Here is a 15,030-nt window from a genome sequence, read left to right as displayed (position 1 = left end):
TCTAAAGATTAAATTTTCAACAAATATTATTTATATATCGCACATTTATTTATATTTACAAATACCAAAAACTATAAAATAACAATGAATAAAACGTATCAACTAAAAGTAGGTGGTGATGCTGTTTTTGAAAGTGAGAATTTATTACATACAAACATCAATTCCGCAAAAACAGGGATAGACTCATATCATGTCTTAAAGGACAATACTTCGTATGAGGCAAAACTTCTATCTAAAGATTTTAATACTAAAAACTACATTGTTTCAGTAAATGGCAATACATACACTGTAAACATTCAAACCGATTTAGACAATCTAATCAACAAGCTTGGTTTCGCATTGAATTCGACTAAACAAGTCAATTCAATAAAAGCACCTATGCCTGGGCTTATCTTAGACATAGTAGTAGCGGTTGGCCAGGAAGTACAGGAGAATGACAATTTACTCATTCTTGAAGCCATGAAAATGGAAAACAACCTAACTTCTCCAAGAGCTGGAAAAATCAAAGCTATTAACGTTAGCAAAGGAGCTACTGTTGATAAGGGATTAGTATTAATTGAATTTGAGTAGAAATGAATAAAATCTTAGTCGCAAACCGCGGAGAAATAGCTGTGCGCATCATGAAGACAGCAAAGAAGATGGGAATACAAACAGTAGCTGTATACTCAACTGTAGATAGAAATGCACCACACGTTAGAATGGCTGATGAAGCTGTATGTATAGGGGAAGCTCCTTCAAACCAATCTTACCTATTAGGAGATAAAATCTTAGAAGTCGCTAAATCACTAAATGTTGATGGAATACATCCTGGATATGGGTTTTTAAGTGAAAACGCTAACTTTGCTATTGCCTGTGACAAAGCAGGAATAACATTTATAGGCCCTGAATCACATTCCATCGAACTTATGGGAAGTAAATTAGCGGCAAAAGAAACAGTAAAAGCATATGGAATCCCAATGGTTCCAGGATTAGATGAAGCCATTACAGACCTTGATAAAGCAAAAGCTTTTGCTAAACAAATTGGATTCCCTATCCTAATAAAAGCTTCTGCTGGAGGAGGTGGAAAAGGAATGCGCATCGTCGAAAATGAAAGCGAATTTGAATCTCAAATGAATCGCGCAATATCTGAAGCAACAAATGCCTTCGGAGACGGATCTGTTTTCATAGAAAAGTACATCGGATCTCCTCGTCATATAGAAATACAAGTACTTGCAGATAAACACGGAAATATTGTTCACTTATATGAAAGAGAATGCAGTATCCAAAGACGCCATCAAAAAGTAATTGAAGAAGCACCTTCTGCTGTACTGACACCTGAGGTTCGTAAAGCAATGGGAGAAGCAGCTATAAAAGTTGCTCAATCGTGCAATTACATCGGAGCAGGAACGGTAGAATTCCTAATTGATGAAAACCTAAATTTCTATTTTTTAGAAATGAACACCCGCTTGCAAGTTGAGCATCCTGTTTCTGAGCTAATTACAGGATTAGATTTAGTAGAAATGCAAATTAGAGTTGCGAGAGGTGAAGTACTTCCTTTTACACAAGAAGACTTAGAAATTAAAGGTCACGCATTAGAGCTAAGAATCTATGCAGAAGATCCTGTAAATGACTTCTTACCAAGTGTAGGTCACTTAGAACAATATCAATTGCCTATAGGACCTGGTATTCGAGTTGACAATGGAATAGATGAGGGAATGGAAGTGCCAATATACTATGATCCTATGCTTACCAAGCTAATCACTTTTGGAAAGACACGTGAAGAAGCGATTGAGATCATGTTAAATGCAATCAAGCAATTTAAAGTAAAAGGCATTCAGACCACGCTCCCATTTGGTCAATTTGTATTTGAACACCCAGCATTTAGATCTGCGAATTTTGATACAAACTTTGTAAAGAAATATTACAAAGCAGACATTATACAACAACAGTATAAAAATGAAGAAGAAGTTGCTGCTTATATAGCATTACAACAATACTTGGAAGATCAAAAACTATTACGCCTACCAAACTAATTCTACCATGAATCAAAAAACATTAAAATTACAAGATATAAAAGCCCAAGCTAAACTTGGCGGAGGGCAAAAAAGAATAGACACACAGCATAGTAAAGGCAAACTTACAGCAAGAGAGCGCATTGAGTATTTATTAGATGAAGGTTCATTTGAAGAAATAGGAATGCTGGTAACGCACCGTACAACAGACTTTGGAATGGATAAAGAAGTTTACTATGGCGATGGTGTTGTTACAGGCTATGGAACGATTAACGGTCGTTTAGTGTACATTTTCGCACAAGATTTTACTGTCTTCGGTGGTGCACTTTCAGAAACACATGCCGAAAAGATATGTAAAGTCATGGACTTAGCTGTCAAAATGGGAGCTCCAATGATTGGTCTTAATGATTCAGGAGGAGCGCGTATACAAGAAGGTGTACGTTCCCTTGGAGGATATGCAGATATTTTTCATCGCAACGTTAAGGCATCTGGAGTTATTCCACAAATATCCGCTATCATGGGACCTTGTGCTGGTGGAGCAGTATACTCACCAGCGATTACAGATTTTACCATGATGGTTGAGGGATCAAGTTATATGTTTGTCACAGGTCCGAATGTAGTAAAAACTGTGACAAATGAAGAAGTAACCTCTGAAGAATTAGGGGGAGCCAGTACACACTCAACAAAATCAGGAGTTGCACATACAACCTCAGCTAATGACATTGCTTGCCTTGAAGACATCAAAAGGATCTTATCCTATATGCCTCAAAACAATCAAGAAAAACCATACGACGTACCGTATAAAATAACTGAGGAATATAGATTTGACTTAGATAATATAGTACCTGAAAGTGCTAATAAACCATATGACATGAAAGATGTCATTCATCAGATCATCGATGAAGATACGTTTTTTGAGATTCACAAAGATTATTCTGAAAACATCGTGGTTGGCTTTGCCAGATTAGGAGGAAAAAGTATTGGTATAGTTGCAAACAACCCAATGTTCTTAGCTGGATGTCTTGATGTAAATAGCTCTATTAAAGCAGCGAGATTTACGCGTTTCTGTGATTCCTTTAATATTCCTCTATTAGTATTAGTGGACGTACCAGGCTTTTTGCCAGGGACAGATCAAGAGTGGAATGGTATCATTGTACATGGAGCAAAACTACTATATGCACTAAGCGAAGCTACCGTACCAAAGGTAACACTCATTACGCGTAAAGCTTACGGAGGTGCTTATGATGTGATGAACTCAAAACACATCGGAGCAGATATGAACTTTGCATGGCCAAATGCTGAAATCGCAGTTATGGGAGCAAAAGGAGCGAGCGAGATAATCTTCAAAAAAGAAATCTCTGAAGCAGCAGATCCTGCAGCTAAATTAGCTGAGAAAGAGGCAGAATATGCTGACAAATTCGCAACACCATACAGAGCAGCACAACGTGGTTTTATCGATGAAGTAATTCTACCTAATGAATCGCGACGCAAACTATTAAAAGCTTTTGCCATGTTAGAAAATAAACAAGTAGAGCTACCCAATAGAAAACACGGGAACATACCCTTATAAATAAAACAAAAAACATCAGGTTAAGCCTGATGTTTTTTGTTTATACTATCTTCAATTGCCATATTATCTACAAAAGCAATTATCACTACAATACTTTACGTAGATTAAAACCTCTTTTTCCTCAACACATTAGAGCCAAGAAATCATATTTCTTAAAAAAAAGAAGACACATGATAACTATCATTAAATATTAATTTGATTTTTAAGAATTTTACACTAATTAATTTATTAAAAAAAGTTATAAAGAAGTAAAAATAAATGATTTTTATACTTATTAATTAAAATAGGATATTATATTTGTAAACTTTTTAAAAATATCAAGGCTCGCTATTGAGCATAATATTTTTCTTTTAAAAATTTAAAATAGCAGAACTATGATTTATAACGAAACAAGAAAAAATCCTCTATTGAGTATTTTCGCCTTACTTTTATCCATAGGATCAATAATGTTATTTATTTATCCAGAGACAATCGCTTATGCAAAAGTCATAGGTCCATTGTTCTTTTTTATTGGGTTAGTACTGAGTGTGGTTAGTTTAAAACAATCGAGTAAGGTAATGGCTTATCTAAGTTTCTTCTGCTTATTTATAATGTTAAGTATGGTTACTAAATCAGTTGTAACCATCTATTCTCCAGTAGATGAAGCAATAGAACATATTGCCAATATCAAATAATTACTTTTATCGTGTAATCACCCAAAGAGAGAAATACAATATATTTCTCTTTTTTTATTTAAAAAACCTATAGTTGCCTATTCCCTTTTAGTACCTTTATAGCACAACAACTAAAGAAAATCATCATGCGAGATATAAGCGAACTCATCAACACAGAAGAACCTGGGTGGGAGCTTGTTCAACAGTGGATTAATGAAGCTACAAGAACTATAGAAGTTTTACCAGTTATTTCAAAACAACAGGCTGAACAAGTACTACTGGATACTCAAGTGAGCACCCGCTCACCTATGGGAGCTATAATCTATGAAACTGGAGGAATACTTGTTGCCGATGGATGGATACGTATCTTAGGTAGTGGGTCAGAAAAACTAACTCGATCTATATCTGAATGGAACAAAAACAAGCAAAGCAATGACTTTAGTAATCAACCTGGTTTTCTGTTAGTTGCAGATGATGCAATTGGAGGATATTTTTGTATAAATGCTGGTGTATTAGGAAAAGATGTCGGCTCTATGTACTATTTTGCTCCAGATAGTTTAGACTTCGAACCGTTAGAAGTAAACTATTCTCAATTGATAAACTTCTTTTTCTCTGGAAATATTGAACAGTTTTATCAAGACTTTCACTGGAAAACTGAACAAGAAGACTTGAAATCACTTTCTCCTGATGATGTTTTCAACTTTTCCCCTCCCCTGTGGACTGTTGAAGGAAAGAATCTCAATGAAAGCATTATTCGCCCAATATCTGCAGAAGAACAATACTTTTTAAACTTAGAATTGCGCACAGGATTAAATAACATACAAAATATCCCCTAAGATCATGTATAACTACAATATCATTCCTAATTACAAAACACATACAACCAAACTTGTCTTACCTGAAGAATCTGAACTTTCAACTTGTGAAAGCAAATTAAACATTCAGCTTCCTGAATGTTATACACAATTTATCTCACAATATGGGAGAGGTATTCTCGGAGGTACATATATTCGTATATACATGCCAAGCTTTGTTGCAAATAACCAAGAGGAATGGATAGAACGCATAACAGAATATTACTTCTGGGATGATGGGAAAAATGTATTGACAAAAGAAGAAGTACTAAATTCAATTTGTTTAGGAGACACTTTGGACGGTGATGAAATCATCTACTATAACAAGCAATACTTTGTCCTTCCGCGAAATGAAGATTTAATATACCCTTTGGGGAATACGCTTACCGAAGCAATCGAGTGGTTATGCAGTAGCAATATACTTACAGAAGCTTTTACAGAAAGAGATTTCGAACCTATCAACGAAGATATATAAAAGAAGATCGGAATATAGGCACTATCTCCAAAACAATTCATTTTTATTAGAATTGAATTAGAACTTAATACTTTAGTAACTTTGAATTAATACAAATTAGTACTTTAGCTCTTTCATTCGTTAATAAGTTTATAACTTTGTATTAATAATCAATAGGGGATTCTTGTGAAAAGAAAAGTTGCACTACTGTTTATGTTAATCTTTTTGGTCTCGACAACTGAGTTTGGTCAGTTGTTGAAAGTACCACTATTGATTGAACATTACGTAGAGCACAAGACTAACAACCCCAATCTAACCATGTGGGGCTTTTTACAGATACACTATAGTGAAAGTCACAAGGAAGAAGGAGATCCTGTAGACGAAAAGCTACCTTTTGTCACGCATCACTTTGTGAGTATAATAGGTATCGTTACTCCTACTCCTGTTCTTAAGATAGAACGCATTAGATTCAATACCATCCACGACAAGATACACGCTTTCGACGAAGATGAAGTCGAGAGTAGCTACTTATCTTCTATTTGGCAACCGCCGAAATACTGTTAATACCTTATCGCCAAATTTAAGTCAACGATCTATGCAATATTGCATGGAGAAATTGTCTATTACATTCAAGCAATTTTAACGTATTAACAGACACAAATCATGTTAAATAAAATAATTGAGTTTTCTGTAAAGAATAAACTCATCATAGGGCTATTTGTATTAGCTCTAATCGGTGTTGGTATTTACCAAACATCCAAACTGCCAATTGATGCAGTACCAGATATTACGGATAATCAAGTACAAGTAATTACCGTAGCTCCGTCGTATGGAGCAACAGATATAGAGCGTTTAGTTACCTTCCCTATCGAACAAGCCAATAGCAATATTCCCGGCATTAAGAATATGCGTAGTTTCTCTCGTTTTGGGTTATCACTAGTAACTATTGTTTTCGAGGAAGATGTCGATGTTTATTGGGCAAGACAACAAGTGAGCGAACGCTTAAATCAAGTAAAAGCAGACATCCCACAAGACATAGGACAACCTGAGTTAGGTCCAATTTCCACAGGGTTAGGAGAAATCTACCAATATGTAGTAAGACCCTTAGAAGGATATGAAGATAAATATGACCTAACAGAACTGCGTTCTATCCAAGATTGGGTAGTGCGTCGCCAACTACTATCTGTCAAAGGAGTAGCTGAAGTAAGTAGTTTTGGAGGAAAACTAAAACAGTATGAAATAGCTGTAAACTCAAATAAATTGGATGCTTATGGCATTACCATTAATGATGTATTTACTGCTTTAGAAAACAACAATGAGAATACAGGTGGAGCCTATATCGAAAAAGGTCCTACCGTATTATATATCCGAACAGAAGGATTGGTAGGTAACATTAAAGATATCGAAAGCATCGCCATAACTTCAAAGCATTCTGAGCATCCAATTTTAATTAGAGATGTAGCAAAAGTACAGATAGGACATGCTACCCGATATGGTGCCATGACCTATAATGACAGGGGAGAAGTTTCTGGAGCTGTAGTAATGATGCTTAAAGGAGAGAACAGCAATGAAGTTATCAAAAATGTAAAAGACAAAGTAGCTGAAATACAAAAAACACTACCTGAAGGAGTGGTGATAGAAGCTTTCCTTGATCGTACTAAAATGGTAAACAACGCCATAGGTACAGTAGAAACAAACCTTACTGAAGGAGCTCTTATCGTAGTCTTTGTATTAGTACTATTCTTGGGAAATATGAGAGCAGGACTATTAGTCGCTTCTATTATTCCCTTAGCCATGCTGTTTGCGATCTGCATGATGAACCTCTTTGGGGTAAGTGGAAACTTAATGAGCTTAGGGGCACTCGATTTCGGACTGATCATTGATGGTGCCGTTATTATCGTCGAGGCTGTCCTTCATCAATTCTCACATAATGCACGGTATAAGTCAATGAATAAACTTTCACAAGATGACATGAACAAAACCGTCATACACTCAGCTTCTAAGATGATGAACAGTGCTGTTTTTGGTCAGATCATTATCCTAATTGTGTATATCCCAATCCTTACATTAGAAGGCATTGAAGGGAAGATGTTTAAACCAATGGCACAAACTGTAGCTTTCGCCTTATTAGGAGCATTCCTTTTATCGCTGACCTATGTACCAATGATGAGTTCACTGATCATGAGTCGTAAAGTGACTCATAAGCCAAACTTCTCTGAACGCGTTATGGCAAAACTCGAAAAGTTCTATCAAAAATGCCTTGTTAAAGTTTTAGAACTACCGAAAACGATATACGCAGTAGTTGGGGTATTATTTGCAATTGCCTTGTATATCTTGTCTACCCTTGGAGGCGAGTTTATTCCTTCCTTAGAAGAAGGTGACTTTGCCGTAGATACGAAAGTTTTAACAGGAAGTACCTTAACGACAACTATCGAAAGTACACAGAAAACAGCACATATCTTAAAGACACGCTTCCCTGAAGTAGAGAAAGTAGTAACCAAAATCGGTAGTGCTGAAGTACCTACTGATCCAATGCCTATGGATGCCAGTGATATGATGGTCATCTTAAAAGATAAAAGCGAGTGGATCTCAGCAGAGAGCTTTCCAGAACTTGCAGAAAAAATGACGAAAGCCTTAGAAGAAGTTCCTGGAGTAACTGTGGGATTCCAATTCCCAGTACAAATGAGATTTAACGAATTAATGACAGGTGCCCGACAAGATGTAGTCGTAAAAGTCTTTGGTGAGGACCTAGATCAATTAGCAGAAATAGCAGGAAAAATCGGCCATATTGCCAGCACAGTTAAAGGGGCAACTAACTTATATGTAGAACCAGTGACTGGCATGCCGCAGTTATTGATAGAGTATAACCGTCCAGCGATTGCACGCTATAGACTTTCTATTGCTGAAATCAACCGAATTGTCAATACCGCTCTTGCAGGCCAAAGTACGGGTATGGTGTATGAAGGTGAAAAGCGCTTCGATATGGTAGTACGCATGGATGAGGCCAATCGCAAAAACCTCTCAGACATTCAAAATCTACTCATCCCTACTCCACTTGGCAATCAAGTACCTTTAAATCAGTTGGCAACAGTAGAAATAAAAGAAGGACCTAACCAAATTCAACGCGAAAACGCACAACGCAGAATATTTGTCGGTTTTAATGTAAAGGATAGAGATGTACAGAGTATAGTAGAAGAATTGCAACAAAAAGTAGAAGCGCAAATCAAACTTCCCACTGGTTATCAAATCACTTATGGAGGTCAATTTGAAAACTTAAACGAGGCAAAAGCGCGTTTGGCTATCGCAGTACCTTTAGCGTTAGTGCTAATTTTCTTATTGTTGTTCTTTGCCTTTAGAGATATCAGAGAATGTCTGATGATATTCACAGCCATTCCCTTATCCATCATTGGAGGGGTATTTTTGTTAGCGTTGAGAGGAATGCCTTTTAGCATCAGTGCAGGTGTGGGATTCATAGCCTTATTTGGAGTAGCAGTACTGAATGGTATCGTGCTTATTGCAGAGTTTAACAGACTCCAAAAATCAGGTGTAAAAAATATAGTTTACGTAGTAGTTAGAGGTGCTACCTCGCGACTACGCCCCGTACTAATGACTGCATGTGTAGCCTCATTTGGATTTCTACCTATGGCATTGAGCAATGGAGCAGGTGCAGAAGTACAACGACCTCTGGCAACGGTGGTAATCGGAGGATTGATGTTAGCAACATTCTTAACCCTTTTTGTATTGCCATTATTGTATATCACTTTTGAACAAAAACTAAACTTTAGCTTTATGAAAAAGAAAAAGGCCATTACCGCAGTAGTCGTTTTCCTTGGATTAGGACTCACTGTTAATGCACAAACACCTATCACTATAGAGAATGCAATAAGTCAAGCTATCGAGCATAACAGTAGTATACGCACAGAAAAACTAAAAACAGAGTATGCTAAGGCTTTTATAAAAACCTCTACAGATATACCCCAAACTACCCTTACGGGAGAATTTGGGCAAATCAATGGTCCTTATACAGATAACAAATTTACTGTTACACAAGAAATAGCATTTCCTACGGTGTACAATAGACAAAAAAAGGTATTCAAAGCCGAGTACCAACAAAGCATATACGACCTTGAACTAAAAACCTTTGAGCTAAAAAAAGCGGTAACTCAAGGTTTCTATGACTTTATGTATTGGCAAGAAAAAGAGAATCTATTACTCAAGGCAGATAGTTTATACGCTAACTTTTACAATAAAGCGGCTTTACGACTACAGAAAGGTGAAAGTAATATTCTGGAAAAAACAACAGCCCAAAATCAACAAATGAGCATTCAAGCGCAGCTAAGTGAAGTCCAAAAAACAAAGAAACTTATCTTAGTAGAACTCCGATATTTGCTGAATACTGCAGAAGACATTAAGCCAGTTGTACAAGAGCAACGCGCAGTCTTAAATACTATCGAGAATGATTTAGAAAACAACCCTGTTTTACAAGCCATTGAAAATCAAAAGGCAATAGCCGAAGGACAAACTAAACTTGAGCGCTCGAAACAATTACCGAATATACAAGCGACTTATAATAACAGTAGTTTTATGGGGCTGGCTGCCAATGATGTCTACTATGATAGAAACAATCGCTTTCACGCCTTTCAAGTAGGGATTAGTTTACCTCTGTTTACAAGCGGACAGAGAGGGCGAATTAAAAGTGCACAAAAAGCAGAAGAAGTAGCAGCAGCTGAATACACAACTGCTAAGGAACTCATGAATTCTCGTTATCAACAATTGTTAGTATCTCATCAAAGCAATGCGGAGGTTCTAACTCATTATGAAAACTTCTCATTTGCAAATGCGGATACAATTGCAAAAACGGCACAATTGCAATTCATTAACGGGGATATCAATTACCTCGAATATGTAATGTTGATTAATCAGTCAATAGAGACTGTCAATAGATACCTCGATACATTAAAAATGTACAATGACAATGTTATTCAAATCAACTATTTAACCTCTAACAAGTAATCATCATGAAATCTAACTATATTCAAACGCGCAGTTTTGTACTAATCCTTGCTTTAGGAAGCGCGATATTCTTTACGCAATGTAAAAAAGAACAACCTACTGAAGAAACCACAACTACAGTAGCAGAAAATGAAACAACTGTACATTTAACAGATGCACAGATGAAAAACACAGTGATTGAAACAGGAACTCTATCTGAGCGTAAAATTGCAACAACACTAAAACTCACAGGGAAAATAGATGTCCCTCCACAAAACTTAGTTTCAGTTACCAACCCGTTAGGAGGATATCTAAAGAGCACGAAGTTACTACCTGGTATGCATATCAAAAAAGGTGAACTCATCGCGATGATGGAGGATCCGCAGTATATTCAATTACAACAAAATTACCTCATCGCCAAAGACAAATATGAGTTTGCCAAATTGGACTACAATCGCCAGAAAGACTTGAATGCGAGTCAAGCCAGCAGTGACAAGGTAATGCAGATAGCTCAAGCAGAAATGAACAATCAACGCATCACAATGAATGCTTTGGCTCAACAATTAGCCTTAATCAATATCAATCCGAGTTCCTTAACCCATGACAATATTAGTCGTACAATCAGCATATATAGCCCTATAAACGGATTTGTCAGTAAGGCTTATGTCAATGTAGGCAAGTATGTCACTCCTTCTGACGTGATGTTTGAACTGATCAATCCTTTAGATATTCACTTGAATCTGAAAGTGTATGAAAAAGATTTAGATAAGTTGGAGATAGGACAGCGCGTCGTAAGTTATACGAATGCCAACCCAGACAAAAGATATGAAGGAAAAATTATTTTAATCAGTATGGATGTCAATGCAGACGGTGTATCAGAAGTGCATTGCCACTTTGAAGAATTTGACAAAAAACTGGTTCCAGGTATGTATATGAATGCCGATATCGACACACATGCCCAAGTATCGCAGGCGCTACCAGAGGAAAGTGTCGTTTACTTCGAAAAGCAGAACTACGTATTTGTCCAAACGGAGAGACAAACTTATGAAATGACACCCGTGCAGATTGGGCCAAAAGAAGATGGCTATATACAAATAAACAATCCTACAGAACTATCGAATAAGAAAATAGTAACTAAGGGAGCTTATACACTGCTAATGAAACTAAAAAACACAGAAGAAGAGGAATAGCAAAATCAAAAAAAGGAGTAGGTAATCGATTACCTACTCCTTTTTTGATTTTATCAACTATGACTTTATATTTATTCTTTAATCTTGATATCAAAACTTGCTGAACAATAGCCTTCAGCTATAACCTCAACCGTAAAGTCTTTATTATCCTCTTTATAAGTAGGGTAAACAACAATATTTATTTGGTGAGTGCCACTTACTTTTTTCACCCAGATATTTTTGGTCTTAATCTCATCTGTTAGTATTTGGTTCCCAGATGAATTAGAATCAAAAAAGCCAAAACTTGGACTTAGTGTAAACGAACTTGGACTAACTGTCACAACTTGCTCGCCGCCCTGCACTTCAAAGGTCAAAGAAGTTTTACTAAGTGTGACCACCTTAGGGCAATCTCTTGGAGGAATAAAATCTGAATCTTCACAAGCACAAAAAAAAGGTATAACGATAACAACAGCGAAATACAAATATATCTTCGATAAAAAATGAGGAATAGTCATGCAGCTTTTTCCTTCAAAAATACTATATATGACCAAATCAATAGAAGTATAAAACGAAGATTTTTAATGCTTTACATCTATATTTCAAACCAAAGAAATACTTTTCAAAGACATTATGAGTAAAAGGCTATACACTACTCGCCTTCTCCTACTATTTGACTGTACCTTGCTTGAATCTCTTTTAACCTTGCTTTTTGTTCATCCGTAAAATCACCTAAATCCAAACCGTATCCTTCGCTAACTAACCTTGTCACTTCTTCACTTACAGCATTGAATGCTTTAGAGTGTTCCTCCTCCCCTTTAGAAAGCTTTACATACAAATCTGTTTGCTTATTTACTCCCGTTTCGAACTTGTTTAAAAACGCATCAATAGGATTAACTTTTACTACCTCTTCTGTCTTCTCCTGTTTTGATTCTGTTTCTTTATTCTTCTTACAAGAACTAAAAGTCAATATACACAGTCCTACCATTAACAATAGTTTACTGTTTTTGGTCAAAAAAATAGAGTGGTTATATTTCTTCATCTTTTATAGCGCGCTTTAAATTATAATTATGAATAACAAATGTAAAGAAAAAGTCTGTTTCGCCACACTCTTAAAATGGTTGACCATACAAAACTATAGACTCCTACCTAAACTCGAATAAATTCAAGACTTAGCGTCAACACTAAATACATAAAGCAAAAACGACTAAGATATATCAATCATATCTTTCAAATATTTTTTTGTAAAAACACAGCTTGTGTATAGCGTAATTCTGATATAAACACTAACTTTATTCTCTCAACGCCTTATTCATGTGATTAAGGCTTTTTCTATTTTAAAACAATTCAGAAATTACAACTTACTATGGACAGACGCAGTCTATTAAAACTATCAGGTACCCTCTTTGCAGGAAGCATTCTTACGCAAGGATATGCAACAACTAAAACTTTAGAAACAATTGCGGGATTAGATTTACCAACAAATGTTGACAATCCACTATATCTACACTTTAATGAAAATAGCCTTGGTCTATCACCAAAAGCAAAAAAAGCTATTGTAGATGTACTATCAAACGTTAACCGATATCCTGAAAGTCACATAAATGAACTGCTCGCGACTATAGCTGATACTTTTAAAGTAGAAAAGCAACAAATTACCATTGGATCAGGATCCTCTGATATCATTAGAGGTCTAATCAATATGCAAGGTTATTTAGCGGCACAAGCTGGAAAAAAAATCCAACTTATCTCACCAGAACCTTCTTTTTCGTTGGCAGCAGAGCACGCCTCTGCTATGGGAATAAAAGTAGTTAATGTTCCTTTAGACAAAAACTTTTGTATGGATATCGCGACTATGAAAAACATAGCAGATGCATTTGACGGTCTATCAATATGCTATTTGTGCAACCCAAATAACCCTACAGGAACACTTACCTCTACGCAGACAATTGCAGATTGGATCACGCAAGCCGATGCTACAAAGAACTTCTTTATGGTGGATGAAGCTTACGCAGAATATATTACAGATCCTGCATTTGTCAGTGGAACTTCATTTATCAGAGAGAACAGAAATAATGTTATAGTGTTACGCACATTCTCAAAGCTATTCGCTATGGCGGGAATGAGATTGGGGTTCAGTATTTCAACTGAAACAACAGCAAAAGCACTAAGTCCATTTATGGCAATTGAAAACATTAGTTCAACTACTGCTGTGGCAGGTACAGCATCTCTACTCGACAAAGCTTATATCAACGAAAGTAAGGCGATGAATACTCATTCACTAAAGATAACGACTGAGTTATTTGATCAAATAGACATTAAGTACTTAGAAAGTCATGGGAATTTCCTTTTTCATCAAATAAAATGTGAACCTGAGTTGTATACTGCTGAGATGAAAAAAGAAGGCATTATCGTGGGTCGTCCCTTTCCTCCATTGACTTATTGGAGTAGAGTTACCCTTGGTACAACGGAAGAAATGAACAAATTCTTATCAGTGATTAAAAAATTCAAGAAAAAAGGATGGATATAATCCCTCAATCAATACGTTAAATTATGCGTCAATTTCTTTACACTATCGCCTTGCTAACATGCTCATTTATTGCACATGCCCAATCCGAAAGACTAAAGATCGAAAAGTTAAATGACAAAATGTATGTCTACACTACCTATCAAGAGTTTAATGGTGTACAATACTCCTCTAACGCCTTATATGTAGTAACTGACGATGGAGTATTGCTCATCGACACCCCTTGGGATAAAGAGCAATATGAACCTTTAGTAAATCACATCAAGCAAGCACACAACAAAGAGATTAAATGGGTAATCACTACCCACTTTCACGAAGATCGATCGGGAGGGTTAGATTACTTTAATAAAGCTGGAGCTCAAACGTATACCTTTGTACAAACTAATGAGATGCTAAAAGAGCGCAATGAACCTCAAGCACAACACACTTTTGATAAAGAAAGACACTTTACCTTCGGCAATGATAAACTAACGGTTTATTTCTTAGGTGAAGGTCACACAAAAGACAATACTGTCGTGTGGTTTCCACAAGAAAAAATACTGTATGGAGGTTGTCTGATTAAGAGTGCTGAAGCTACAAGTATTGGAAATATAGCGGATGCAAATGTAAATGCCTGGCCTAAAACCATTAAAGCGGTAAAACGCAAATTTAAAAAGGTGAAATCTATCATCCCAGGACACGATCAATGGAATCTGTCAGGACATATAGAGAATACCGAGCGTATCTTAGAGGAATACCATCGAGATAATTTAAATAAAAACAATTAATAAGTATAGTAAATCAATAAACTTAAGGTTATTAACAACAAAATGCCTATAGCATA

The 15,030-nt window shown here is 36.2% G+C and carries 13 protein-coding genes; 11 read left to right on the top strand and 2 right to left on the bottom strand.

Annotation, left to right across the window (positions count from 1 at the left end):
• Positions 1–84 precede the first annotated feature (84 nt).
• The 9 genes from NWE55_RS08235 to NWE55_RS08195 all read left to right on the top strand — a co-directional run bounded on the left by NWE55_RS08235 (position 85) and on the right by NWE55_RS08195 (position 11,704).
• Positions 85–570 carry an acyl-CoA carboxylase biotin carboxyl carrier protein subunit gene (locus NWE55_RS08235; protein WP_155091555.1) on the top strand — a complete coding sequence of 162 codons (486 nt, stop codon included), beginning with the start codon at positions 85–87 and terminating at the stop codon, positions 568–570.
• 2 nt (positions 571–572) lie between these two features.
• The gene (gene accC / locus NWE55_RS08230) at positions 573–2,012 is read left to right on the top strand and encodes an acetyl-CoA carboxylase biotin carboxylase subunit (RefSeq protein ID WP_155091556.1); all 1,440 of its coding nucleotides are present in this window, start codon (positions 573–575) and stop codon (positions 2,010–2,012) included.
• 7 nt (positions 2,013–2,019) lie between these two features.
• Positions 2,020–3,561 (top strand): acyl-CoA carboxylase subunit beta, encoded by a 1,542-nt coding sequence (locus NWE55_RS08225; RefSeq protein ID WP_155091557.1) that lies wholly within the window; start codon positions 2,020–2,022, stop codon positions 3,559–3,561.
• A gap of 374 nt (positions 3,562–3,935) precedes the next feature.
• The gene (locus tag NWE55_RS08220) at positions 3,936–4,235 is read left to right on the top strand and encodes a hypothetical protein (protein ID WP_155091558.1); all 300 of its coding nucleotides are present in this window, start codon (positions 3,936–3,938) and stop codon (positions 4,233–4,235) included.
• A gap of 125 nt (positions 4,236–4,360) precedes the next feature.
• Entirely contained in the window at positions 4,361–5,050 is a 690-nt protein-coding gene (locus NWE55_RS08215) for a DUF2625 domain-containing protein (protein WP_155091559.1), read from the top strand.
• Positions 5,051–5,054: 4 nt separating this feature from the next.
• Positions 5,055–5,543 (top strand): SMI1/KNR4 family protein, encoded by a 489-nt coding sequence (locus NWE55_RS08210; protein ID WP_155091560.1) that lies wholly within the window; start codon positions 5,055–5,057, stop codon positions 5,541–5,543.
• A gap of 192 nt (positions 5,544–5,735) precedes the next feature.
• Positions 5,736–6,086: a hypothetical protein gene (locus NWE55_RS08205; protein ID WP_155091626.1), complete on the top strand. Its 351-nt coding sequence runs from the start codon at positions 5,736–5,738 to the stop codon at positions 6,084–6,086.
• 99 nt (positions 6,087–6,185) lie between these two features.
• Positions 6,186–10,535: a CusA/CzcA family heavy metal efflux RND transporter gene (locus tag NWE55_RS08200; RefSeq protein WP_258204692.1), complete on the top strand. Its 4,350-nt coding sequence runs from the start codon at positions 6,186–6,188 to the stop codon at positions 10,533–10,535.
• A 5-nt stretch (positions 10,536–10,540) separates the two neighbouring features.
• Complete coding sequence (locus NWE55_RS08195; RefSeq protein ID WP_155091562.1) at positions 10,541–11,704, top strand: efflux RND transporter periplasmic adaptor subunit; 1,164 nt, start codon at positions 10,541–10,543, stop codon at positions 11,702–11,704.
• 71 nt (positions 11,705–11,775) lie between these two features.
• Here the strand turns inward: NWE55_RS08195 and NWE55_RS08190 are convergent, their stop codons facing one another.
• Together NWE55_RS08190 and NWE55_RS08185 are read right to left on the bottom strand one after the other, a co-directional pair.
• Positions 11,776–12,198, bottom strand: coding sequence for a hypothetical protein (locus tag NWE55_RS08190; protein WP_155091563.1), 423 nt, complete (start codon positions 12,196–12,198; stop codon positions 11,776–11,778).
• A 134-nt stretch (positions 12,199–12,332) separates the two neighbouring features.
• Positions 12,333–12,722 carry a hypothetical protein gene (locus NWE55_RS08185; protein WP_258204691.1) on the bottom strand — a complete coding sequence of 130 codons (390 nt, stop codon included), beginning with the start codon at positions 12,720–12,722 and terminating at the stop codon, positions 12,333–12,335.
• Positions 12,723–13,046: 324 nt separating this feature from the next.
• Between NWE55_RS08185 and NWE55_RS08180 the strand changes: the two genes are divergently transcribed.
• Positions 13,047–14,210: a pyridoxal phosphate-dependent aminotransferase gene (locus NWE55_RS08180; protein WP_258204690.1), complete on the top strand. Its 1,164-nt coding sequence runs from the start codon at positions 13,047–13,049 to the stop codon at positions 14,208–14,210.
• A 23-nt stretch (positions 14,211–14,233) separates the two neighbouring features.
• A complete protein-coding gene (locus NWE55_RS08175) occupies positions 14,234–14,974 on the top strand; it encodes a subclass B1 metallo-beta-lactamase WUS-1 (protein ID WP_249828070.1) in 741 nt (246 codons plus the stop codon).
• The last annotated feature ends 56 nt before the right edge of the window (positions 14,975–15,030 follow it).

Source organism: Myroides albus, assembly GCF_024722315.1.
Taxonomy (GTDB): Bacteria; Bacteroidota; Bacteroidia; order Flavobacteriales; family Flavobacteriaceae; genus Flavobacterium; species Flavobacterium album_A.
This window is presented reverse-complemented; position numbering and strand designations above follow the sequence as displayed.